The following is a 24,940-nucleotide window of genomic DNA, read 5'->3' on the forward strand; positions in this document are numbered from 1 at the left end:
CTCACTTATCATTACCTCACAGCTGCCAGTAAGCAAATGGCATGAAGTGATTGGTGAAAAAACCATTGCCGACGCAATATTGGATAGGATTGTTCATGATGCCAACCGTATTGAACTCAAGGGAGAATCAATGCGGAAGAAAAGGGTGCCTGTGCAAGAAAATAGCTTCCAATAAAAAACAACTTTAAATAACTACTTTTGTTAACGCTTCTATAGCATTTGCAACGTTCGTTCGCCAGCAAATTAGGTGGTCAGTTTGCCACGGAATCACATGGTCAGTTTCTCCGAAATATACAGTGATACCTATTAAGTAACAGTTTAAAGATGTTTACCTTCTAAAATAGCAATCCATAATAATAAGATATCCAATAATCAAACCTACCTCTTAACAAATCATTTCACTTTTAGAAATGGATATTGCTACAACCAAATAGCTGAAATGGTTGGATAAAGATAAAAGTATAGAACAGCTTTTGGAGATGTGTGTTTCATTCCCGGATTCTTTAATGGTTGCTACTAAGTTAAAACGCGATATTAATGCAGTATCTACAAAGAAGAAGCCTAACAAGGGGATTGTTTGTTAAAGTCTTTAAATACAGATGAAGAACCTCTGCAGGATTAGTTCGAAAATATAGTTTGATAATTTTTAATCTTAAATCTTGATTGGCTATATTAGAGAAATTGAACTCTCAATGAAAATCAAGCGCATAGTAATTGACAACTATAAAAGTATTTCCCACATAGAAATAAATTGTTCACGTTACCTAAACTCTTTTATAGGAGAAAATAGTGTTGGCAAAAGCAATATTTTCGATGCTATTAATTGGGCATTAGGCCCTGCATTTCCCTCATTTAACTCGACTTTGCCACAAGACCATTATATGGGTTTAATGGAAAACTTGATTAACATCAGGCTGTATTATGATGATGGAAACTATCTTGAGCTTGCAGAAAAATGGAATGATCCGCAAGGTCGCTCTAAGTCTGGTTTAAATCTGTCTGGGCAGTATGTCACAGATATACAGAGGCAAAAATATTGTTCAGCTTACCTAGGTGTTGAAAGAAATATACTTGAGCATCTACCTTCAAATAGATGGTCATTGATGGGGAGAATACTTCAAGACATCAACGATATGTTTAAAAAGGAGAAAGTTGTAGATACTGATACTGGAGAATTAATCAATAAATCAGATATATTTATAAGTGGATTGGAGAGAATACGAGATGATGTGCTCTTCAGTGTTCAGGATGACGATGGTAATTTGGTAATGAAACAATTTATTGAGTTACTTCAGACAGAAACTGCTATACAATTAAATCGGCCAAAGGAAGATTTGTCCATTGATCTAAATCTTTACGACCCTTGGAACTTTTTCCGTACACTACAGGTTATTGTTAAAGATAGTTGCACTGACCTTCATTTTCAGGCATCTAGACTTGGTATGGGAGTGCAAGCATCCATTTCAATAGCAGTACTTAAAGCCTATTCAAAACTAAAACTAAACAATAACACTCCACTATTTATCGACGAACCTGAGCTTTTCTTGCACCCTCAAGCTCAGAGAAGCTTTTATAATGTTCTATGTGATCTTGCTCAATCAGGAACACAAATATTTTATACTACTCACTCCCCTAATTTTTTGAGCGTTGGGCGCTTTAACGAAGTTTTTGTTACGCGTAAGACAGCAAGCAAAGGCACATTTATTAATAGTGCCCACCCTAAGCTTTTTTGCGACGACTTGTTCCTGAGAATTGGAATCACTTCAAACATCACGGATATGATGTTGCAATATAGGAATGCCTACGAAGAAACTGGAGATACCCAAAAGGCAAATGAGGCATTCTTTGCAAAGAAAGTTATACTGGTTGAGGGACAAAGTGAATCACTCGTACTACCATATTTATTTAGCATGATTGAATTTGATTACATTGGAAAGGGAATTACTATTGTAAGATGTGGATCTAAGGGCGATATCGATCGTTTTTTTAGGTTGTATGTGGAATTAGGAATACCTTGTTACTTGATTTTTGATGGTGATAGCCATCACATTAACACCAACGATGAAAAGGATACGATCAAAAAGAACAAAGCATTACTAAGCCTATTTAATAAAGATAGTGACTTTCCTGACAATTCCACTTGCGAAGAATATTTAGGATTTTCCCATACACTTAATGAAAATTTAGGTTTTCAAACCTCAAGTAAAGGTCTGAAACTCTTTAAAGACGTTAGGAATAATATTACTAAAAGTGACCAAGTTCCTGTATGGGTGACAGATATTGCTAAGAGGATTGAAGCCTTGCCGGAGTTTAAAGACAGCGTTTTAAAACGTAATCAGGTTGAACCTTGATTTTTACTAGTTCCAAATGTTAGGTCAAATAATTATATTTGATTTTTACACAACAAATATGATATGGCCAAACCAAGGGTATTCTTAAGTTCAACATTCTTCGATCTGCAGCAAGTGAGGGCAGATATTGAAAGGTTTATAAAAGAACAAGGTTTTGAAGCAGTGCTAAATGAGCAAGGAAACATACCTTATGGCAAAGAGACAAAACTTGAAGACTACTGTTATAATGAAATTAACAATGTTGATATACTGGTAGCAATTATTGGTGGAAGATTTGGGTCTGCAAGTAAGACATCGCCCGACTCGATTTCCCAAACAGAACTGAAAACTGCGTATGAGCTAAACAAACAAGTTTATATCTTTATTGATAAAGGGGTTTATAGCGAGTATAGATTTTATTTAAGTAATAAAGGTAATGAGAATATAAATTATACTTATGCTGATAACATTAAAATCCATGAATTCATAGAATTTGTTGAGGGACTTCCACACAATAATACAATTCATCCATTTGAAACTTCAATGGATATCGTTAACTTTTTGAAAGAGCAGTGGGCAGGTTTATTTCAAAGATTTCTACAAGAACAAACAAGAGTTAAAGAAATCAATATCATAAAAGGAGTAGAAGATACAGCTAAAACCCTTAATCAACTAGTTAAATTTCTAACAGAGGAAAAACGAGATAAAGACAATGCGATAAATGAAATTCTTTTAAGTGGTCATCCAGCAATGCTTGAAGTTAAATCACTACTTAAAATCCCATTTAGAGTTTATTTCACTAGTTGGGAGGAATTAGATTCTCTTCTTCGTGCCTTTGGATATAGAGCTGAAGAGGACCCATTACCTTTCGAGGAAGATTTCAACTGGTATTCAGAAAAGTATAATGTTAAAACTACTTTGTCTGTCAAGTCTCATTTGTTCGTTGACAACAAATTACGGGTTCTCACAAAGGATGAATGGAAAAGTGATTACATATCTCTTCATATATTTAGTGCTGTTGGTGAGGAAGACGACCTTCCTTTTTAAAGTACTCATATAGTATGGCAGACTTGTTTAACTTAGAAGAGGATAGACGTTGTATTTACAAAGAGGAGTTGTACTCTGTAAGAAATAATGGTATGGTGTTGCGTCACTCTAAGATTGGAGGAAGGATGCGTAAGTATGATAATCAATGGACTTATGGGAATGAAAATTTTAAAAATGGATACTTGGAGATTGCATCTGCTACCGTTCATAGAATAATTGCAACAGCATATCATGGCGATGCACCAACTAAAGAGCATGTTGTTGACCATATTGATACTAATAGACACAACAATAGACCAGAAAACCTTAGATGGGTTACCAGATTGGAAAACGTTTTACTCAACCCCATAACATCTAGAAGAATTGCTAGTATATGTGGGAGCGTCGAAGCATTCCTTGCTGATCCTGCAAAGTTTCGCAATCTGTTTCCAGACCCTCGGTTTGATTGGATGTGTGCGGTTAGTAAAGAAGAGGCAGAGATGAGCCGAGAACGTTTACTTGCATGGGCAAAAAGTGATAAACCATGGCAAGGAGGTTCTTTAGGTGATTGGATTTTTAGTCGAGGCCATGAAGAAAATATACTTCCTACACCACCTAGATACATAATATCTAAGACCCCTAACGCCGTACAGGGTATTGTTTTTAGTTATGAGGATAAGCCAAATGAATATCCAAGTACACCACAAGCATTCGACGGCAATCCATTAGTAGCCTATTATGAGAAATTGACGAGTGGGTCGGTGTTCTTTCGAAACCATAACGGGGAGTACGTGGTTGTAAAAAGAGGGTTTTCAAGAGACAGACAATCGCTGTACGTGTTGACTAAGGCGGCTTACACTTACCAAGAAGTACAGGGTGATCGGATTCCTGTACCATTGGCTGAGCTTTCTGAACAAGTCAATGAAAAAAATTTGCCTCATTCACTTGCAATTGTAACATACGAAGATGGTTTGTTTATGCATGACAGGGCAGAAACTGGTTTCCATCCGACAGAAGAGCTAGAAGAAATGTTCGCTAGTTCTATACAATAGGCTACTGATCACCCTTTCAACAAATCAAGAGAACAACGCTGAATTAAATCAATTATCTACCTAGGTAAAAAAGATCATGTTGGACTCATAACTATTAGTATCCATTGCTTTTAACTAGTTTAAACGGTGCAGAATTATAAACACCACCTTTTAAATCAGCGAACAATAATTAACCATCAAACTCTAATAAACCAAAGATCTCTCTCTGAGATTGCATTGAAAGCCCTTATTTCTATTTTGTATTTTTCTATCAAAGGGGGTATATATACAAGTTAATAAAACAATACCATTCCAAAAATTGAAGCTATATCACTCACTTGATCTGAAATATTATGTTTTAAGCAGTGGTATTGACAGATCTAAGAATTTAAACTGATGTTTCAGGTCATACATAATTTATTAGATAGGAAAACATATATACAATCAAATATTAAACAAAGTTAAAGCTTCCCGCTCAAACGCTTAAAGGAACTACGGCATAAACGCTCACGTAGCCACTACACAACCTATTTATTCCGTTCCTCCTTTGCTTATTGAGTTGAAAGCTTGATAGCTGTACCATATTTAATTTAAAACAATATGGAACAAGAAATTTATCAAGTAGCAGAAGTACAAATAAGCTACCACCCGAAATTTAAAGCTCAAGACAGACCTAAAATAAGCCAGTCTGAGCAAGCCTATCAAATCTTTATACACCAATGGGATAAAGGAAAAATAGAGCTACTGGAGCAATGTAAAGTGATCCTACTGAACAGAAATAATAGAGTATTAGGATTGGCACATATTTCCCAAGGGGGTGTTACGGGAACGGTCTTAGACCCAAGAGTTATTTTCTCCATAGCTCTAAAAGCAAATGCTACAAGCATTGTGATTGCGCACAATCATCCGAGTGGAAACCTAAAACCAAGTAATGAAGATATAAACATCACTAAGCAGATTGTCAACGGTGGAAAGTTACTAGGAATAATTGTTGCAGATCATCTGGTCATTACAAATGATAGTTATTACAGCTTAGCGGATAATTGTTTAATGTAAAAAACACAGGGACGAGAGCAGTGAATTTATTGATCGATAGGGACGAGATCAGGGACAATAGGGACGAGAGAGAAGAATTTACTTTTAAAGAAACGTATATTTAGACAATTAAAAATAACAGATTATTAAACAAATCGAACCTAAATCTCTCTTTAAACCATAACTGAAGCACCAAACAGGCTTAAAAAAAGAAAGGAGATTATCCATCCAGACTAATCTCCTTTTCTAACCAAATATAAACCTGTATGAACGGGTTATTTTTTTAAACCGATATCCTGGTTGTTTTTCTTATTAATCGATTGAGTTTTTTAATTCTCTCAACCTTTGATGATACAAATATATAAATAATTTTATAATAGTGTAAAAAATACACTAAGGAATTTTAATTTATTTTTAATTTCGTGTTTTTCAAATGACAAAAGTACTTAAAAGCTTATTTAAACCAACATTTATAGCGCAAATATAGCTTCAAAATTTTTATAAATTTATTAGTAAACGTTAAATTTATGTTAAAAAATTGTTTTTTGATGTTAAAATAAGCAGTTGAAATTGTAATTCTGGTTTACAATTAGTTGAGGTTTTAAAGTTTTGGATGACATTAAATATTGAAATTGAATTTTGCTGTAAGTTTAATATTTTGTTGATGACGGGTTGAGCAATAGCTTTTGCCAAAACAGTGTAAGCTTTGTTTTCTAAACCTTTAGCCACTGCAGACAAGTTTTGGAGTGTAAATAATTTTTGTAAAGTATGGTTAGCGAAGCGGTTGGAGAGGAAAAAATTGCGGCCTGTATGGCAAGTGGCAGCGAAAAGAAGGAAAGGAGCAACTGAAACGCATACCATCGTTTTTCTAAGATTAAATGATTATTTTATTGGTGTTGAGCATTTTTTTACATTAAAAAAGGCAATACCTTTTGGGTACTGCCTCTTGTGTAATTATTAATTTAGAAGGGTATGCTATTTTAAACTTCCGTAGTATTCTACAAACTTAGCTAGGGCAGAAGAATAACCCCACTCGTTATCGTACCATGAAACCACTTTAACGAAATTATCATTTAATGAGATACCAGCTCCAGCATCAAAAATAGAAGCGTGATCGTTGCCGATAAAATCAGATGAAACCACTTCTTCTTCTGTATAACCTAAAACACCTTTTAAGTAACCTTCAGAAGCTTCTTTCATGGCTGCTTTAATTTGTTCGTAAGTAGCTGGTTTTTCTAAACGTGCAGTTAAATCTACTACAGAAACATCTGCAACAGGTACACGGAAAGACATACCGGTTAATTTTCCTTTTAATTCTGGTAAAACCATACCTACGGCTTTAGCAGCACCTGTAGATGAAGGAATGATGTTAGAGAAACCACCACGTCCGCCTCTCCAGTCTTTAGCCGAAGGACCATCAACAGTTTTTTGTGTTGCAGTTACCGCGTGGATGGTGCTCATTAAACCTTCAACAATACCAAAGTTATCGTTTAATACTTTAGCAATTGGGGCTAAACAGTTGGTGGTACAAGATGCGTTAGATACGATAGTTTGATCTGCGGTTAATTTTTCGTGGTTTACACCCATTACGTAAGTTGGGATATCAGCATCTTTAGCTGGAGCCGAGAAAACTACTTTTTTAGCACCAGCGGCGATGTGTTTTTCGGCATCGGCACGGGTTAAAAACAAACCAGTAGATTCGATTACGATATCTACACCAACATCACCCCATTTTAGGTTAGCTGGGTCTTTTTCTGCAGTAATTCGGATTGTTTTTCCGTTAACTACTAACTGACCGTCTTTTACTTCGATGGTGCCGTCAAAACGACCATGAGTGGTGTCATATTTTAACATGTAAGCCATGTAATCTGGCTCAATTAAGTCGTTAATTGCAACAATGTCTAAGCCTCTTTTAATTGCGGCTCTAAAAACTAATCTGCCGATACGGCCAAATCCATTTATTCCTACTTTAGTCATTTTATTTAATTTGAGTAATAATTAATTAAATTATTTATTGGTTCTTTTGTTATTGTAATAATTTGTACATTATATTTTTGCGCTACTAAACGCAACCTGTCTTGGAAATTTCCTGCTACGGTACCTACAAAATGTATTTCTTCATTTGGGTGTTTGGCAATGGTGGGTAATAAATAGGTAGTAAAATATTTATCAAAAGCTAAATCCACAATTTGCTCTAAATATTTGTCGTTTCTGTTTTCAAAATAGAAATCAAGAAAAGAGCTTAAATAATTTTGTACGCCTGGTTTTTTATAAATTCGTTCTAAAATAATGGCTCGATCTACATTATATTTATCTTCAAATTTTTTGCGCAGTGCTGATGGAATTTTTTCTTCTAGGTAATTTTTTAACAAAATTTTGCCCAAATAGTTTGCAGAACCTTCATCTCCAAGAATATAACCTAGTCCGTAGTTATTTTTTTCGGGTATTTTACCATCAAAATAAGCACAATTAGCTCCGCTACCTAAAATACCTACAATGCCGCTTTGATCATAACATGCAGATAAGGATGCACCATATAAATCGTCTTTAACCTTTATTTTTGCATTCTTGAAAAAGATCTCCAAAGTTTCGGCTAAACTTTCTTGCATTTTAGGGGCAGATGCACCTGCAGCAAAAACATAAATCTTTTTAATCGCCTCTGCATAATTAATTAAGGTGATGTTTTTATTAAGAAGATGTAAAATATGCTTCTGATCATTAAATGTAGGGTTTATGCCTGCCATGGTGCATTCTGCAATCACCTTTCCATCGTTTGCTATTCGCCAAAAGGCACTTTTCGATCCGCTGTAAACTACTGCTATCATGATTAGTTAAATTGATAAAACATGAGTCATTTCTAACAAATCGTCTTCTAGTTTATAGTTGTGAGCGTGTAAGGCTTCTTCTAAACTAGTTAACTTAATTTCGTTCCCGCGTAAACCAACCATTTGCATGCTTTCGCCTTTTATAATTGCATTTACAGCTGCATAACCCAGTCTGCTTCCTAAAATTCTATCAAACCCACTCGGACTACCACCTCTTTGCAGGTGCCCCAAAATGGTTACTTTGGTGTCGTAATGCGTAAATTTACGTTTTACACTTTTAGCAATATCATAAGCGCCACCATATTTATTTCCTTCAGAAACAATTACAATGCTCGATGATTTTTTGGTAGTTACACCAGATTTAAGCTTGGTAATTAATTGTTTTAGCGAGGTTTCTTTTTCTGGCAATAAAACTGCTTCAGCTCCGCTGGCAATTGCTGTTCTTAAAGCCAAACAACCTGAATCGCGTCCCATAACCTCTATAAAAAACAAACGATCATGCGAATCGGCGGTATCTCTAATTTTATCAATAGCATCAATAATGGTATTTACAGCGGTATCGTAACCTAGTGTAAAATCTGAGCCATAAAGATCGTTATCTATGGTTCCGGGTATGCCAATTACATTAATCCCATATTTTTCGCCAAATCTTTTGGCACCTGTAAAGGTTCCATCGCCACCAATTACAATTAATCCATCAATGTGTCTGTCTTGTAAGTTTTTAAAGGCTATTTCCATTCCTGCATCTTCTTTAAAAGCGAGGCATCTGGCAGTTTTAAGAACGGTGCCACCCATGTGTAATATATTACTTACAGAGCGGGCGGTCATTTCGTTTATGTTATTATCAATTAAACCTTGATAGCCTTGCATTACCCCGAACATGTTTCTTCCGTGGTAAATTCCTGTACGTACAACGGCTCTAATGCAAGCATTCATGCCTGGTGCATCTCCTCCAGAGGTTAGTACAGCAATATTTCTAATATTTGGTTCCATTTTATATACGAATATAGTGTGTATTTTTTACACTAAGTAATTTTTTTTTTATTATTTTTATGAATTAACAGAACAAGTGTATTTATTTTGTTCTAATATTATAAAAAATATAAACGTATTTGTTTTGAAAGAAGTACTCCCTGTGTTTAATTCGGCAGTCTCTATAGATTGTGTTTTATTTGGTTTCGACAATGGCGAACTCAAAATTTTATTAATTGAGCGAAATGAAGAACCATTTAAAGATTGGTGGGCCTTGCCAGGCAATTTGGTAGGTGAAAACGAAAGTGTAGATCAATCTGCATCGCGAATTTTGCATGAACTTACGGGTTTAAGTGATATTTACATGGAGCAATATTTTACTTTTGGTGAGGTAGACCGGCATCCCCAAGGTAGGGTTATTACAGTTGCTTATTATGCCATGTTGCGTTTAGGGGGTGATAAAGCACTAAAGCCTTTAACCACTTATGCAAAAAAAGCCCAGTGGATTAACGTAAAAGAATTGCCTAAACTAGGGTTTGACCACCAACATATTTTTGATAAGGGATTAGAAAAAATAAAACGTAGAATTAAGCATTTGCCCATAGCTTTTGAGTTATTGCCCGAGAAATTTACGTTAACGCAAGTGCAAAATGTGTACGAACTGATTTTGGGTAAAAAGTTAGATAAGCGGAATTTTAGAAAGAAAATTTTAAGTTTTGGGGTTTTAAAAGAACTCGATGAAAAGCAAAAAGGTGTTTCTTTTAGGGCTGCAACTCTTTATAAATTTGACAAAAGAAAATATGCTAAACTATTTGGTAAAGAAATTTCTTTTTAAGTTTTTAAATAGTTTTAATTAAAAAAGCTAAATAGTTAGCTAACTTTTAGTTACAAGTGTTATATTTACACTAAGAACCCCAATTATATGGAGAAACTCTACAAATTAATTGTACTTTTTGTTGGGCTAACCGTGTTGAACTTAACTGCTCAAGCACAGCAAAATCGGCGTGCTCCATATTTGTTTTTATCTGCCTATTCAAATTTTTCTTCGTTTTACGGCTGGGATGATATTTTGAACCATAGTAAGCCTCAACAAACGCTTGATTTTATTAATTATCCTAATCCTGCAAGTGCATCAACTACTGTATCTTATTATTTAGCTAACAAAGCAAACATTCAGCTACGTGTAATAGATTTGGCGGGTAAACAATTGGCTGTTTTAATTAAACAACAGCAAAACGCTGGTAAGCATGAATATTATTGGGAATTTGCCAGAAATAACATCAGCGCTGGTATGTATATTCTGTTTTTGCAAGTGGATAACAAATCTTACAGCAGGAAAATTATTGTGCAATAGATGAGGATATTGAAAATCTATAATAGCTTGCGCATTAGGATCCCCACCTGCGTGGGGATGACGCCCAAGTAAGGAGTTCGTGATGTTTGGGGCTAATTTATTTTATAAAAAAAAGCCCCTTCCAATAAATTTTGAAAGAGGCTATATATTTGGTATTAATCATTTATAAGATGTAGTAAGAGCCGATACTTGCTTTTTCTACTTGTGGCATGTCTTCATATAATTTTTGGTCATCAATCATTTGACATAAATCTTTTTCGATTGTTCTACAAATTGTTGTTGTTGGTGTATCAGTAGGTTTATTTTCGAAAGGATCTTGTAAATGCACTGCCATTTTTTCTACTAACAAAAAGAAGGTAGCAATAGCAATAACTAAAGGAACTTCCATATATCCAAAGTATTCAATCAATCCGAAAGGTAATAACACAATAAATAAATGGATTGACATATTGATATATTTACTGTACGTTACTGGGAAAACGGTATTTTTAATACGCTCAGATCCACCCATGTGGTTACATAAAGCCGTTAAAGTTTTGTCAATCTCTATTTGCTGATATTTGTTAAGCCAACCTTCATTTAAGGCTCTTTTTAAATCCATCGCATGTAACTCTAACAAAGCCACAGTTACATTACGTTGATTTTTTATAAAAGCCATTTCATTTTTATCGAGGTATCTTTCTAAGCCTTTGTGTGCGCTAAAACCTCGTAGCTGTTGACTTAAAGCATTACACCAAGCAATTTGTCGTCTAATGAAACGTTTCTGAAAGTTTTCTACCTCTGGCAAAGCATAAGGATTATCAACCAATGAAACAATCTGTCTGGCCAAGGTTCTTGAGTCGTTAACAATTGCTCCCCATAAAATTCTGGCTTCCCACCACCTGTCGTAAGCCTGATTAGATCTAAACGCTAGCAACAATGAAATAATGGTGCCTAATAATGCCGGAACAGCAAGAGGGATTGATATTCTGGTTACGTGGAAATTTTGATAAAGCACTACTATGCCTAGCGAATAGGCAGTTACAAAGAAAATTTCTTTTTTAATTTTCCCAAAAATATAAGACAGGGGGATATTATTTCGTAGTAGCATGATGATAAAATTTGGGTTAAAAACTACGCTTAACTTTTATTAGGCGCTTATTGACGAGCGTTTTTCAGACATTTTTGTCTCGAACAGCTTTTCTTCTCCAGCAAATTGGGTAATATCCAATTCTAAAACATCGCAACCGCATCTTTTAGTTATGGTTGATGGATCTATGCTATTTTTATGTAAGGGCGTAAAATTGTAATCTTTAGGGTATGCAATACACGAGGCATCTTTTGCTTCTATAAAGTTTTTGAAAGCAGCTACAGAACTACCATAAAAATAATCTATCCCAATAAATTTAATGTGATTGGGATATTTTTGCTTGTACAATTCTAATTGAGTATAAAACTCATCGCTCACATTTTCGTAATCTCTGCTTCTGCGACTAAGCATTAGCATATCTGTAATTGAATCTGAAAGTTTAAAGGCATGAATAAAAACTATCCCGATTTCTTCTGGTTTGTGCGTAATTACCAGTGAGTCTATAATTTTTAAGCTTTCTACGTTGAAGTCTGTTGGAACTAATACGGTTTTCATAACTCTTCTTGTTTTAATAAATGATTAAATTATTTATACAAGTTTAGGGCTATGTTATTATAACCAAATAAGAGTGAGATTAGAACGAGATTAGAATTTCAAATAATTGATTTTTAATAATACAAAGCTAAGAAATTGGAAGCAGAACTTTAATTTCTGTGCCAATTTTTTCTTGTGAGGAGATGCCAATACTACCGCGATGTAAGCGAATAATGTTTAATGATAATGGCAAACCTATTCCGTAGCCTTTAAATGGCGAAGTATTAGAAGCTCGATAAAAAGGTTCGAAAATATGTTGTATATCACCCTGTGGAATGCCAATGCCTTGGTCTTTGATGGCAATTGATAATACATTTAATTTACTTTCGAGGGTAATGAGTACAGGTTTATTGTTGGAGTATTTGCAAGCGTTGCTTACAATGTTAGTAATAGCTAGCTTAATTAAGTTTCTATTGGCTTTTAAGGTGATTTTGCTTTCATCATCAGGTAGTTGACTAAAATCTATTTCAATTTTACTCTCTGGATGAACTTGAGTAACCGCATTTTGAGTTTCTAGAATTAGCTCGTCCATTCTTACCTGTTCCCAGGGTTGGTTTTGCCCATTAAAGCCCGATTGAGCTAGGCCCAACAAACTTGTTAAAATATGCTCTAACCTTTCTGCTTCATCTCTTATTTTGGTTAAAGCCCTAAATTGTTTATCACTTAAATCTTCGTTTCTAATGGCTAGCTCAACTTCACCACTTATAATTGTTAAGGGAGTTCTTAGTTCATGAGATGCATTGCTGATGAAATTGTTTTGCGTTTCGAAAGCTGTTTCTAAACGATTAAGCATATTGTTAAAAGTTTGAGAAAGTTGAGACATTTCATCTGTTCCTTTAACATCTAAGCGCAAGTGTAAATTTTCTGCTTTTATTTTTTTAACACTTTTAATAATGTTTCTGAGCGGATTTAACATGTAGTTAGAAAATTTCCAGCCTACTATAAACGAAGTGAATACAGAAAGAAAAAAACCAACAATTAAAATTTTCTGTAAATCTCTCAATTCTCTAAATCCGAATGGATCGTTGGCAGAAACAATAACAATGTAGCTTTGCTGATTTCTAGTAACTAATTTTCCGGCATAAAAATGATTTTCTTTTCGGTACCTAGATAATCTCCCTGCATTAATGTTATCGAAAAAACTTTTAGGTAAATCCATCTCAAATTTGGGGATTGACGTTCCATTTTTTTCGATAAAATATTCTTTCTCATCTGGCAACCGCTCTAAATATTGATTTCTAACTTTTGCATAAGCATTGTTATTCTTGTCGTCAGAAAATTTAATTTCTGCCGCTATGTTAACCCTGGCTTCAAGACGTTTGTAAAAATCTTCGAAGGCAAACTCATTTGAGAAATACCAAACAAAGCCACTCAGTAATGTAATGATTACAGCGGATAGGATGGCAAATAATAGCGTTATTTTTTTGGCGATATTCATTAAACTTCTTTTAAAACATAGCCTAAACCTATGGCAGTATGTATTAATTTTTCTAATTCTGGCTTATCAATTTTTTTACGGAGATAATTTACATACACATCTACCACGTTTGTACCCATGTTAAAATCTATGTCCCAGACATTTTCTAAAATATCAATACGAGAAAGTATTTTGCCTTTGTTTTTTGCCATAAACTCCAGTAGCCTATATTCTGTAGCGGTTAATACGATTTCGGTATTTGCCCTTTTAACTGATTTTGCGGTTAGGTTTAGTTGTAAATCGGCAATATTAATAATTTGATCATTTGCAGCTGCACCATTGTATCGTCTCAGTAACATCCTAATTCTTGCGCAAAGTTCTGCAAATTTAAACGGTTTAATCAGGTAATCATCGGCACCGTTATCTAAGCCATTTACTACATTTTCTGTAGTGCCCAAAGCTGTTAGCATAATAATAGGTATGCTTGGCTTTTTGTCTTTAATAATTTTACAAAGCTCTAAACCATTAATGCCGGGTAGCATAATATCTAAAATAATGAGATCGAAGTTGTTGGTTAACGCCATTTTTTCGCCAATTAAACCATCTGGCGCAACGCTTACATTAAATCCCTCTTCAGCTAAGCCTCTGGTAACAACCGAAACAACATTGGGTTCATCTTCAACTAGTAACAAATTCATCAGCAACAAATATTCTAAAATATATGGTTAAACAAAAGTTTAACCTATTATAATTTAAAAGCTTAACGTATTTTAACAAAAGATAGACAATGTATGTTTTAACATTTAATAATAATGCAAAAAAACCTTGCAATTGAGCAAGGTTTTAGATTTGATGGAAGTAAATTACATTCCGCTTTCTGATTTTTCTTTTAGGTATTTTAATCCATCCTCAAAGTCTTTACCAATCATGCTGTCCATGCTCATAAAAACGCCCATCCATTTACCCATCAAATTATTATCGCCACTCATGCTCCAAGTTACTTTTTTATTGGCTCCATCTGTGGTATTTTCAAATTTTGTATCTGCTAAACTTTCAAATGGTTCAATAAATTTCAATTCAATATCCACCATTTTATTCGTTTCAACTTGTTTAATTTTCATTTGTCCAGTACCTGTTTCTTCGCCAACCCATTGGTATAAATGAGTAGGTTGGGCAATTGGTCCACTGATTGTTGTTTTTGCTGATGGCTCCATTTTATACCATGGATTCCATTTCAAAAATTCATTAAAATTAGCAATGTTGTTGTAAATTGTACTGTCTGATGCATTGATCATGGTAGATCTACTTACTGAATAGGTTTTAGGCAGCAACATGCCGCCTACAAGAATTATTACAGCCAGAGCAGCCACAATAATCCCTAATACTTTTAAAAATTTCATAAGATTTGTTTTTTGGTTTAATTAAAGATAAAAATAAACCAACTCAAAACAAAGTGGATTTTACTTGCTCACCTTAATTGGAGCGCCTTTTAAATTCAAATCCTGTAATTCTTCTCTAATATTCTTCATGAAGGTTTTTCCTGGGTCAATTTTACCAGATTGATAATAAGGATTTGTTTCACGCCATAATGAAGTATTTTTGAACAAGGTATGCTCGTAATGGCCAATTAAGTATTCAATTTTATATTTCTTATTCAAATACCTCACTAACTTTTCGTTGGCTAATAACTGCGCTTTAGTGAGCGGATAATCATTACTGCCCACGTTTTCGATGCCAATAGCGCAATAATTTAAGCCAATAACGTGCCTAGCAAATGTAGTATCGGGTAATAGCTGATAAATTGTCCCATCTCTATCTACCAAAAAATGAGAAGAAACATTTAAGCTGCTTGCTCCTGTTAAATTTTTTCTTCCGCTAGGTAAAATAGATTTATTAAACGCGTTGTAAGTTCCCATTAAACTTCTTGAAGCTGTCCAATGCAAAACAATCATCGTTGGTTTTATGGTTGGTTCATCTTGTATTAAAGCATGTCGCCTTTTTAAGTAATCTAACGAAAGTTTAGTTCTTGTAGCATCAAAAATAATGGGCTTATCAACAATGTTAATTTGCTGAGCGAAAGCAAAATTTGAACTTATGCTTAAAAGAAGAAGTAGAAATTTTTGGTAGCTGGTCATTTAGTAAGCTGTATAATCAAACAGATGTAATCCTGAGCATAGTCGAAGGTTTTTGATGAAGTAATTGTCTTCGACTACGCTCAGACTGACAAAACTTCTTGAAATGATGTATTAGATTTATTGAATAATTAAATTATTTATAAAACCTCAAAACTAATCTATTGTAATCAATTTTAGCTTTGTATTTCATTAAAATATCGCCACCAATTATTGCCGCAATGGCGGGATGGCCCATCGTTAAGTACGTGTCGGTAACACTTTGTAAATCTAAAGCAACGGCCTCGTAATTTTTTAAAGTTAAACCACCAATTTTAAGCTTAGGTATGATACCTTGTAATGTTTCAGAAGTGCTAAAAATTGTTGCTGCTTGTGTTTCTTCGCTTACAGAAATTTCATTCACATGTTTTTCCATTAATGCTTTGTCGAAAACCGAACGCGAGGCTCCAGTATCTAAAACTGCAAATTGCGTTTCCCCAAAAACAACAATTTCCACCAAAAGGTGGAAACCGTCGTCTTGTAAATTAATAAGTTTTAATGGAACGGTGATTGTTCTCATATATCAATAGAATTGTCATTCTGACGAAGGAAGAATCTCTGAGACAAATAACTTAGAGATACTTCTCCACCACGGCGGATCAGAATGACAAAATGTGTTAAACTAATTTCATTTCAGCCAATACGCTATTCATGTTACGCACCGCATCTGCACTTTTGTTAAATGCAGCTTGTTCTTCATCGTTTAATTTATAGTCGATAATTTTTTCCCAACCATCTTTTCCAACAATAACTGGCACGCCTAAACAAATATCTTGCTGACCGTATTCACCTTCTAAAGCAACGCAACAAGTAAATAGTTTTTTCTCGTCACGCACAATAGATTCAACCAAAGCAGCACCTGCTGCTCCAGGAGCATACCATGCCGAAGTACCTAATAAACCAGTTAAAGTAGCACCGCCAACCATCGTATCAGCAGCAACTTTTGCTAAAGTAGCTTCATCTAATAATTCGCTTACAGGCAAACTTTGGTAAGTAGCGTAACGCGTTAAAGGGATCATCGTCGTATCACCGTGTCCGCCAATTACAAAACCTTGTAAATCGTTCGAGTTACAGTTTAAAGCCACACTTAAATAATATTTAAAACGAGCGCTATCTAAAGTTCCGCCCATACCAATAATGCGGTTTTTTGGTAATCCTAATGATTTTAATGCCAAATAAGTCATCGTATCCATTGGGTTACTAATCACGATGATAATCGCATCTGGCGAATATTTTAAGATATTTTCTGCCACACCTTTTACAATACCAGCATTAATACCGATCAATTCTTCACGTGTCATCCCCGGTTTACGCGGCAAGCCTGAGGTAATTACAGCCACAGCAGAACCTGCCGTTTGACTATAATCGTTGGTTACACCCTTAATTTTTGTGTCGAAGCCCAATAAGGTCGCGGTTTGCATCATATCGATGGCTTTACCTTCAGCAAAACCTTCTTTAATGTCTAACAATACCAATTCTTCGGCTAATTCTTTTCTAGCGATGTTATCTGCACAGGTTGCACCTACGGCTCCTGCACCTACTACCGTTATTTTCATTTTGGTTATATTTTGGATTTTCTTTTTGAAAACTGTTTTTCGATGTCCAAGATATAGAATTGCATTAGCTTACCCAAATGCTTTGGAAAAATTAATGTGCTTATGATAATTAATTTACATAGTTGCCGAAGGTTTTGAAGCGCAAATGTAGCGTAGCTATTAAAGTCAGTCCCGCTTTCGTTGCAATCTTTTTACTTTTAAATCTCCGCCTTGGCGGAGATTTGTAAAAAGGATTTTCACATCAATCGTGGCTAGAAATTACAGGTTGTGCAATAAAGCCCCTCAAATAGGAAAACATTAAACCACAAAGGCACAAAGAATTACTTTGCGTTACTTTAATTCTTTTTGGTTTCTCCTATCATGGCATTACGATGCCCAGTCACTTGTCCCGAATTTAATCTTGGAAGCTACCATTGACTTTATTCGTTAAGTATATATAAATCAAATAATTAGCATAAATAAATTTTGTCATTCTGAGCGCAGCGAAGAATCTCTAAAGATAAATTCCTATAAGGAGATCCTTCCTTCGTCAGGATGACAAAGAGGGCTAAATTAACGTCATGTAAATTGATTTTTATAAAATAAATTACCTCTGGGCATGACGAAACACTCAACATAACTTTAAAACTTTTTCTTCCCGTATTCGTTAAATTATAAAATCACATTATTATGGAAAATCAACCCATTAAAGTTTTAGATCATCATTCCTTTGCCGGAAAGTGGTACTCATTATATTCAATCCCTACCTTATTGGATAAAAATTGGAGACAAACCACAGAAACTTACACCTTAGTAGATGATGAGCATTTTGATGTTTTAACTACTTACCATAAAGAAGGCAATGCAGAAGAACAAACCATTACTTCTAAATTGTTTTTCGATGAGGAAAAACCAGATGGTGACATGAAAGCTCAGTTTTTATGGCCTTTTAAAATCGGTTACTGGATTATCGAATTGGCAGATGATTATAGTTATGTAGTTGTTGGTCACCCTGATGAAAAGTATTTGTTTATTATGGCTCGAGAGCCGCAAATAGAACCTGAATTGCTAAGAGGTATTATTGAACGTTGCCGACAAATGGGTTACGATACAGGGAAGTTGGTTAGTCAGGAGCATGCTTAAAGTTTTTCTTTTGTCATTATTTTTTTACGCTACTAATTAGGCATCATAATGGATTGAAAGGATTTAAATTAAAAAACATGAAAGTATTAATTATATTAACATCCCACAGTGAACTTGGGAACACAGGTAAAAAAACTGGATTTTGGATTGAGGAATTTGCAGCACCATATTACGTTTTAGCAGGTGCTGGTGCAGAAATTACCATAGCATCACCAAAAGGTGGTCAGCCACCAATTGATCCTAAAAGTGATGAACCAGATGCACAGACAGAAGCAACCAAAAGATTTAAGGCTGATGCAGATTTAAAAGAAAAGCTTAGTCAGACTGTTAAATTGTCTGAAATTAATGCGGAAGATTTTGATGCCGTTTTCTATCCAGGAGGTCATGGACCATTATGGGATTTGGCAAATGATGAAAAATCAATCTCGCTAATTCAAGAATTTATAGGTTCAAATAAGCCCGTTGCGCTAGTTTGTCATGCGCCTGGCGCATTGATTAAAGTAAAAAATGCTGATGGAGAACCATTGGTAAAAGGAAAAGAAGTTACAGGCTTCTCAAATACTGAAGAAGATGCCGTTCAACTTACTGATGTTGTGCCTTTTTTGTTGGAAGACGAGTTTAAAAAATTAGGTGGAAATTATAGCAAAGGACCAGATTGGGGTTCTTATGTTAAAAAGGATGGCTTGTTAATTACCGGCCAAAACCCAGCTTCATCTGAAGAAGCCGCTAAAGTATTGTTAGATTTATTGAAAAAATAATCATTTTCCTACTGGTCGGTGTCTCACCGACCAGCTTATTTATTATTTTAGTTAAAAGGTTTCGGCAGGTGAGACACCAGCCGATAGGTAATCAATTTTATTCTCTTCCCATCCACCAACCCGGATAATCATCATTCCAAGAATCCATTTCTCTCTCTGCATCTTTTAAACTGTCTTTGTGTCTTTCATAATTATCCTCATAGTTTTTTTTGCTTTGGTCAAATAATGATTTAGTGGTAAAAACTGTATTGAATAATAAAAGAGTTTCCTGCAAATGTTTAAATAGTGGAAAATCAACTTTGTTAGCAATGCCGTTTTCTAATTGTATAAAACTGAAAATATTTAAATGTTCTAAATTTTCGCTAGAGATATATTCATATGGCTTGCTCAACTCTAAAAAATCTTGACATTCAGAAATTCCCATCACTAAGGTTCTAAGATATTTGTTAAGATATTGTTTGTTTTGTGGCTTTTCCAGTTTATAAACAACGCCAGCAACTGCTGGTAAATTAAAATTGTTCTTTACTTGTCTCAGAAGTATATTTTTCTCTAAGTCATAAAATAATTCAAAGGTTTTGTTATTCTCAATCTTAAATGTAAATCCAGTATGTATAATTAGCTGGTCGCTAAGATTAGGCACGTCATCAATGTATATGGATTCATTTATCGTCTTAATTATTGCGATTAAGTTGGAGCCATATAACTCTTGCATAACTAATTTAAAATTCACGATTCAGTATGATTAAATAAATGATAGATGAAGTTAGTAATTTGTATTTAATTAGCACAATTCTAAATAATCTAAACCTGATTGACGGGGAAAGCTCCCGATTATATCGGGACTTGTACCAAAAAACAGGACTAAACTTTAAGAAAAGCTGCTGTTTTTACTTTCCTAAATGTTTTTTAATCTTAGAGTAGATTGCCACGGTCGCTGCGCTTCCTCGCAATGACGCGGAATAAGGATGTTGATAATTTACTGACACACCCAAGCCTAATTTTCTCTATTTTTGGTATCCAACATTTGCCCAATTATGTATTTAATTTTTGATACCGAAACTACTGGTTTACCACGTAATTTTAATGCTCCAATTACCGATACTGATAATTGGCCTCGCTGTATTCAAATTGCATGGCAGTTGCATGATGACATGGGGAGATTGGTTGAGCATCAGGATTATTTAGTTAAGCCAGAAGGTTTTAATATTCCCTACGATGCCGAAAGAATTCACGGTATTTCTACAGAATTGGCACAAGAACAAGGTGTTGAACTGGCAGAAGTTTTAGAGAAATTTAACATCGCCCTTGGTAAAGCAAAATTTGTAGTTGGGCAAAACCTAGGTTTCGATTTAAAGATAATGGGTTGCGAATTTTATCGCATGGGTGTAGAAAGCCCGATGGCTACCATGCCAGTTTTAGATACCTGTACCGAAATTACTGCAGATTTATTAAAAATACCTGGTGGTAGAGGTGGTAAATTTAAATTACCCAACTTAACCGAATTACATCAATATCTTTTTGGGGTTCCGTTTGCCGAAGCACACAATGCTACAGCCGATGTAGAAGCAACAACTCGTTGTTTTTTAGAACTGATAAAAAAACAGGTTTTTAAAAAGGAAGAATTACAAGTTGAGGCCGATTATTTTCAACGTTTTAACGAAATTAATCATGGTCCAATTGGCTCATTTGGAATAGAGCACGCCAATTTAAAAACTGAATCTGATAAAATTAGAAAACGCCAACAAGCTGCAGAGCCAAGTGGAATTTCTAAGCAGACTTTAGCTGGTAATAAACAAGAATTAGCTAACGCCAGTTTTACGCATTTACATAATCATACGCAATTTTCGGTTTTGCAAAGTACCATCAGCGTACCAGATTTAGTTAAAGCAGCAGCAGCAAACAATATGCCTGCCGTAGCCATGACAGATCATGCCAATATGATGGGCGCTTTTCACTTTGTGAGCAACGTTGGTAAACACAACAAAGAGGTTAAAGCTAAAAATGCTGCAGCATTAGAAAAAGGTGAAGAACCGACAGCACAAATTGTAAAACCAATTATTGGTGTTGAGTTTTTTGTTTGTGAGAACCATTTAGATAAAACCAAAAAAGATGATGGCTACCAGATTGTGTTATTGGCTAAAAATAAGCAAGGTTATCATAATTTGGCAAAAATGTCATCTATTGCCTATACCAAAGGCTTTTATTATGTGCCACGGATTGATAGAAATGTAATTGAACACTACAAAAGCGATATTATTGTTTTATCTGGTAACTTATATGGCGAGGTTGCTAGTAAACTTTTAAACTTAGGCGAGAAACAAGCGGAAGAAGGTTTGTTGTATTGGAAAGAAACTTTTGGCGATGATTTTTACATCGAAATTATGCGCCATGGTCAGGAAAACGAAGATCGTGTAAATACAGATTTAATTGCTTTGGCTGCTAAACATAGTGTGAAATTAGTTGCCACCAACAACACCTATTACATTAACAAAAAGGATGCAAATGCACATGATATTTTATTGTGTGTAAAAGATGCAGAAAAACAAGCCACGCCAATTGGTAGGGGAAGAGGTTACCGTTATGGTTTGCCTAACCAAGAATATTATTTTAAATCTGCTGATGAAATGAAGGCGCTTTTTGCTGATTTACCAGAGGCGATTTTAAGCACGCAAGAAATTGTAGATAAGGTTGAAGCTTATGAGTTGGCTCGTGAGGTTTTGCTGCCGAAATTCGGTATACCGGAAGAGTTTTTAGTTGAGGAAGACAATGCCGATGCTGGTAAACGTGGAGAGAACAAATATTTAAGACACCTCACTTATGAAGGTGCAAAAAAACGATATGGTGAGCTTACCGAAGAAATAATTGAGCGATTAGATTTTGAGTTGGCTACCATCGAAAAAACTGGTTATCCGGGTTACTTTTTAATTGTACAAGATTTTATTGCCGAGGCTCGTAGGCGAGATGTATCCGTTGGCCCTGGTCGTGGTTCGGCGGCTGGTTCGGTAGTTGCGTATTGTTTGTGGATTACGAATATCGATCCTTTAAAGTACGATCTCCTTTTTGAGCGTTTCCTTAATCCAGACCGTGTATCCATGCCCGATATCGATATCGATTTTGACGATGAAGGTCGTGGGCGTGTAATGGATTATGTAATTGATAAGTATGGTTCTAGTCAGGTTGCGCAAATCATCACCTATGGTACAATGGCGGCAAAATCATCCATCCGTGATACGGCTAGGGTTTTAGATTTGCCACTTTTTGAAGCAGATAAAATAGCAAAGCTGATACCTAACATGAAGCTTGCGAAAATATTTAATCTGGATGAAAAGGCTTTAAAAGCTGGTATGCGACCAGATGAATATGAGCGAGTGTTGGAGCTTAAAAATTTATCGAACGCTAAAAATTTAAGTGCAGAAACCATTGAACAAGCTATTATTTTAGAAGGTTCGTTACGTAATACAGGTATCCACGCTTGTGGCGTAATTATTACACCAGACGATATTACCAATTTCGTACCTGTTGCTACGGCGAAGGATTCGGATTTATACGTTACCCAGTTTGATAACTCGGTTGTAGAAAGTGCTGGTTTATTAAAAATGGACTTTTTGGGGTTAAAAACACTAACCCTAATTAAGGATACGGTTAAGTTGGTTAAAAAGAGGCATAATATCGACTTAGACCCAGATGAGTTTCCAATTGATGATGTGAAAACTTACGAGCTTTTTCAACGTGGCGAAACCATCGGTATTTTTCAGTACGAGAGTGCTGGGATGCAGAAGTACATGAAAGAGTTAAAACCAACAGTTTTTGGAGATTTAATTGCCATGAATGCACTGTATCGTCCGGGTCCAATTGCTTATATTCCGAGTTTCGTAAAACGGAAAAACGGCGAAGAAGAGATTAAATACGATTTAGAAGCTTGCGAAGAATTACTGAAAGAAACTTACGGAATTACCGTTTATCAAGAGCAGGTAATGCTTTTATCGCAAAAATTGGCAGATTTTACCAAAGGTGAGGCCGATGTTTTGCGTAAGGCAATGGGTAAAAAACAGCGTGATGTTTTGGATAAAATGAAGCCTAAGTTTATTAAACAGGCAGCAGAAAAAGGTCACGATGCTACCATTTTAGAAAAAATTTGGAAAGATTGGGAAGCATTTGCAGAATATGCGTTTAACAAATCTCACTCTACTTGTTACGCTTGGATTGCCTACCAAACCGCTTATTTAAAAGCAAATTATCCGGCAGAATATATGGCTGCGGTACTTTCTAACAACATGAGCGATATTAAACAAGTAGCCTTTTTTATGGAAGAATGCCGGCAAATGGGTGTTACAGTTTTAGGTCCGGATGTAAATGAATCTGATTTAAAATTCTCTGTAAATGCCAAAGGCGAAGTTCGTTTCGGCATGTCGGCAGTAAAAGGAGTAGGAGAGAAAGCGGTAGAAAGTATCATTGAAGAAAGGGTATTGAATGGCCCTTATCCAAGTGTTTTTGAGTTTGCAAAGCGATCTAATACCCGAATTGTAAACAAAAAAGCATACGAAAGTTTTGTTTACAGTGGCGCTTTTGATGCGTTTGGCTTTCACCGAGCTCAATATTTTTACATTGGTGCTAACGATAAAATGAATGGCATCGAGAAAATGATTAAGTATGCCAACGATTTTCAGAGTAACCAGAATTCGGCACAAGAATCTCTTTTTGGCGGATCAAAAGCAGATTTAATTTTAGAACCAAGTTTTCCGGTATCGCCAGAATGGGGATTGATTGATCGGTTGAAATATGAAAAAGATGCGATTGGTATTTTCTTATCCGGACATCCGTTGGATGATTACCGTTTTGAATTAACTAATTTTTGCCAGCATTCTGTTAAACACCTCTCTATAGTTAATAAAATTAGAAGTGGCGATACAAACGAAGAGGTTTTAATGGAATTTGAATCGCTTAAAAATAGAGATTTGGTTGTTGGCGGCTTAGTAGTTTTAGCTTCGCAACGTATTACCAAAACAGGTAAACCTTTTGGCACTTTTGTGTTTGAAGATTATGATGATAGTTGCGAAATTGCCTTATTTGGTGATGATTTCTTGAAATTTAAGCAGTTTTTAACCGAAGGATATTTCTTGCAAATTAGAGGTAGGGTAGGTGAACGTTTTAGAAAAGAAGGCGACTGGGAATTTAAAGTTACCTCGATAGATTTATTGGCAGAGTTACGCGATAAACTGACCAAATGCATTACTATACAGCTTCCTATCGAGGCAATTAATGATGATTTGATGGGAAAAATTGATGCGCTTCTGTTGGAGAATAAAGAGAACAGCGAGCGCCATAATTGTAAATTAAATTTTGAGGTTTTTGATCGGGTTGAGAATTTAAAGTTGGAGCTGCCTTCTAAATCGTTAAAAATTAATCCTAACAATAAGTTCTTAGAACAATTAACCAAATTGAATGTTGTAAATTATAGATTGAACTAGACGGTTGTCGTCATTTCGACATGAGCTTTTCGCGATTAAGAAATCTCTGATTTATTTGAACACAACATTAGGTTCGAGAGAAAGTAATTAATTAAAAGATATCTCCTCGCTGCGCTGCGTTCGATATGACGACAATGATAATAAGTTGTAAAATTGTCAAATTGACAGCGTGCTATTGATGGCATTACAATTGATTATATATTTGTAAATAA

22 protein-coding genes are annotated in these 24,940 nt (G+C 35.1%); 10 read left to right on the plus strand and 12 right to left on the minus strand.

From position 1 onward, the window contains the following. The 5 genes from FA045_RS16205 to FA045_RS16225 form a co-directional block, all read left to right on the plus strand. Positions 1 to 175 (plus strand): ATP-binding protein (locus tag FA045_RS16205; RefSeq protein ID WP_169305030.1); only part of this gene is annotated, 175 nt, incomplete at its 5' end. Positions 176 to 659: 484 nt separating this feature from the next. Next, a complete protein-coding gene (locus tag FA045_RS16210) occupies positions 660 to 2,351 on the plus strand; it encodes an ATP-dependent nuclease (RefSeq protein ID WP_136878135.1) in 1,692 nt (563 codons plus the stop codon). Between the two features lie 63 nt (positions 2,352 to 2,414). Further along, the gene (locus FA045_RS16215) at positions 2,415 to 3,377 is read left to right on the plus strand and encodes a DUF4062 domain-containing protein (RefSeq protein ID WP_136878136.1); all 963 of its coding nucleotides are present in this window, start codon (positions 2,415 to 2,417) and stop codon (positions 3,375 to 3,377) included. Positions 3,378 to 3,391: 14 nt separating this feature from the next. Next, on the plus strand, positions 3,392 to 4,408 hold the full coding sequence (locus FA045_RS16220) for an HNH endonuclease signature motif containing protein (RefSeq protein WP_136878137.1): 1,017 nt from the start codon (positions 3,392 to 3,394) through the stop codon (positions 4,406 to 4,408). 579 nt (positions 4,409 to 4,987) lie between these two features. After that, positions 4,988 to 5,443: a JAB domain-containing protein gene (locus tag FA045_RS16225; RefSeq protein WP_136878138.1), complete on the plus strand. Its 456-nt coding sequence runs from the start codon at positions 4,988 to 4,990 to the stop codon at positions 5,441 to 5,443. A gap of 954 nt (positions 5,444 to 6,397) precedes the next feature. Here the strand turns inward: FA045_RS16225 and gap are convergent. Genes gap through pfkA form a run of 3 tightly spaced genes read right to left on the minus strand, consistent with a single transcriptional unit; the run spans position 6,398 to position 9,240 of the window. Continuing rightward, a complete protein-coding gene (gap, locus tag FA045_RS16230; RefSeq protein WP_136878139.1) occupies positions 6,398 to 7,399 on the minus strand; it encodes a type I glyceraldehyde-3-phosphate dehydrogenase in 1,002 nt (333 codons plus the stop codon). 5 nt (positions 7,400 to 7,404) lie between these two features. Next, a complete protein-coding gene (locus FA045_RS16235; RefSeq protein WP_136878140.1) occupies positions 7,405 to 8,247 on the minus strand; it encodes a hypothetical protein in 843 nt (280 codons plus the stop codon). Positions 8,248 to 8,253: 6 nt separating this feature from the next. Next, on the minus strand, positions 8,254 to 9,240 hold the full coding sequence (gene pfkA, locus FA045_RS16240; RefSeq protein ID WP_136878141.1) for a 6-phosphofructokinase: 987 nt from the start codon (positions 9,238 to 9,240) through the stop codon (positions 8,254 to 8,256). A 124-nt stretch (positions 9,241 to 9,364) separates the two neighbouring features. Here pfkA and FA045_RS16245 point away from each other — a divergent pair, with 124 nt between their 5' ends. Both FA045_RS16245 and FA045_RS16250 read left to right on the plus strand, forming a co-directional pair. Then, a complete protein-coding gene (locus FA045_RS16245) occupies positions 9,365 to 10,054 on the plus strand; it encodes an NUDIX hydrolase (protein ID WP_136878142.1) in 690 nt (229 codons plus the stop codon). Positions 10,055 to 10,141: 87 nt separating this feature from the next. Next, complete coding sequence (locus tag FA045_RS16250; RefSeq protein ID WP_136878143.1) at positions 10,142 to 10,573, plus strand: T9SS type A sorting domain-containing protein; 432 nt, start codon at positions 10,142 to 10,144, stop codon at positions 10,571 to 10,573. A gap of 163 nt (positions 10,574 to 10,736) precedes the next feature. Here FA045_RS16250 and FA045_RS16255 read toward each other — a convergent pair whose 3' ends face one another. The 8 genes from FA045_RS16255 to mdh form a co-directional block, all read right to left on the minus strand. Further along, on the minus strand, positions 10,737 to 11,663 hold the full coding sequence (locus FA045_RS16255; RefSeq protein ID WP_136878144.1) for a bestrophin family protein: 927 nt from the start codon (positions 11,661 to 11,663) through the stop codon (positions 10,737 to 10,739). Between the two features lie 39 nt (positions 11,664 to 11,702). Continuing rightward, positions 11,703 to 12,197 (minus strand): hypothetical protein, encoded by a 495-nt coding sequence (locus FA045_RS16260; protein WP_136878145.1) that lies wholly within the window; start codon positions 12,195 to 12,197, stop codon positions 11,703 to 11,705. A 127-nt stretch (positions 12,198 to 12,324) separates the two neighbouring features. Continuing rightward, entirely contained in the window at positions 12,325 to 13,674 is a 1,350-nt protein-coding gene (locus tag FA045_RS16265) for a sensor histidine kinase (RefSeq protein WP_136878146.1), read from the minus strand. Continuing rightward, positions 13,674 to 14,351 carry a response regulator transcription factor gene (locus tag FA045_RS16270; RefSeq protein WP_136878147.1) on the minus strand — a complete coding sequence of 226 codons (678 nt, stop codon included), beginning with the start codon at positions 14,349 to 14,351 and terminating at the stop codon, positions 13,674 to 13,676. Before FA045_RS16270 ends, FA045_RS16265 begins: the two co-directional genes overlap by 1 nt. Before the next feature lie 165 nt (positions 14,352 to 14,516). Continuing rightward, positions 14,517 to 15,053 carry an SRPBCC family protein gene (locus FA045_RS16275; protein ID WP_136878148.1) on the minus strand — a complete coding sequence of 179 codons (537 nt, stop codon included), beginning with the start codon at positions 15,051 to 15,053 and terminating at the stop codon, positions 14,517 to 14,519. Positions 15,054 to 15,113: 60 nt separating this feature from the next. Continuing rightward, the gene (locus FA045_RS16280) at positions 15,114 to 15,788 is read right to left on the minus strand and encodes a peptidoglycan recognition protein family protein (protein ID WP_136878149.1); all 675 of its coding nucleotides are present in this window, start codon (positions 15,786 to 15,788) and stop codon (positions 15,114 to 15,116) included. 133 nt (positions 15,789 to 15,921) lie between these two features. Continuing rightward, complete coding sequence (locus FA045_RS16285; protein WP_136878150.1) at positions 15,922 to 16,344, minus strand: retropepsin-like aspartic protease; 423 nt, start codon at positions 16,342 to 16,344, stop codon at positions 15,922 to 15,924. Positions 16,345 to 16,441: 97 nt separating this feature from the next. After that, positions 16,442 to 17,380: a malate dehydrogenase gene (mdh, locus tag FA045_RS16290; RefSeq protein ID WP_136878151.1), complete on the minus strand. Its 939-nt coding sequence runs from the start codon at positions 17,378 to 17,380 to the stop codon at positions 16,442 to 16,444. A 669-nt stretch (positions 17,381 to 18,049) separates the two neighbouring features. On the opposite strand from mdh, the gene FA045_RS16295 reads away from it, so the two are divergent. Together FA045_RS16295 and FA045_RS16300 are read left to right on the plus strand one after the other, a co-directional pair. Beyond that, positions 18,050 to 18,502, plus strand: coding sequence for a lipocalin family protein (locus FA045_RS16295; protein ID WP_136878152.1), 453 nt, complete (start codon positions 18,050 to 18,052; stop codon positions 18,500 to 18,502). A gap of 77 nt (positions 18,503 to 18,579) precedes the next feature. Further along, on the plus strand, positions 18,580 to 19,260 hold the full coding sequence (locus tag FA045_RS16300; protein ID WP_136878153.1) for a type 1 glutamine amidotransferase domain-containing protein: 681 nt from the start codon (positions 18,580 to 18,582) through the stop codon (positions 19,258 to 19,260). Positions 19,261 to 19,357: 97 nt separating this feature from the next. Here the strand turns inward: FA045_RS16300 and FA045_RS16305 are convergent, their stop codons facing one another. Continuing rightward, on the minus strand, positions 19,358 to 19,972 hold the full coding sequence (locus FA045_RS16305) for a hypothetical protein (RefSeq protein ID WP_136878154.1): 615 nt from the start codon (positions 19,970 to 19,972) through the stop codon (positions 19,358 to 19,360). 322 nt (positions 19,973 to 20,294) lie between these two features. Between FA045_RS16305 and dnaE the strand changes: the two genes are divergently transcribed. Continuing rightward, positions 20,295 to 24,728 carry a DNA polymerase III subunit alpha gene (dnaE, locus tag FA045_RS16310; RefSeq protein ID WP_136878155.1) on the plus strand — a complete coding sequence of 1,478 codons (4,434 nt, stop codon included), beginning with the start codon at positions 20,295 to 20,297 and terminating at the stop codon, positions 24,726 to 24,728. Positions 24,729 to 24,940 lie beyond the last annotated feature (212 nt).

Origin of the sequence: Pedobacter cryotolerans, assembly GCF_005116475.1 — a bacterium.
Classification (GTDB): Bacteria; Bacteroidota; Bacteroidia; order Sphingobacteriales; family Sphingobacteriaceae; genus Pedobacter; species Pedobacter cryotolerans.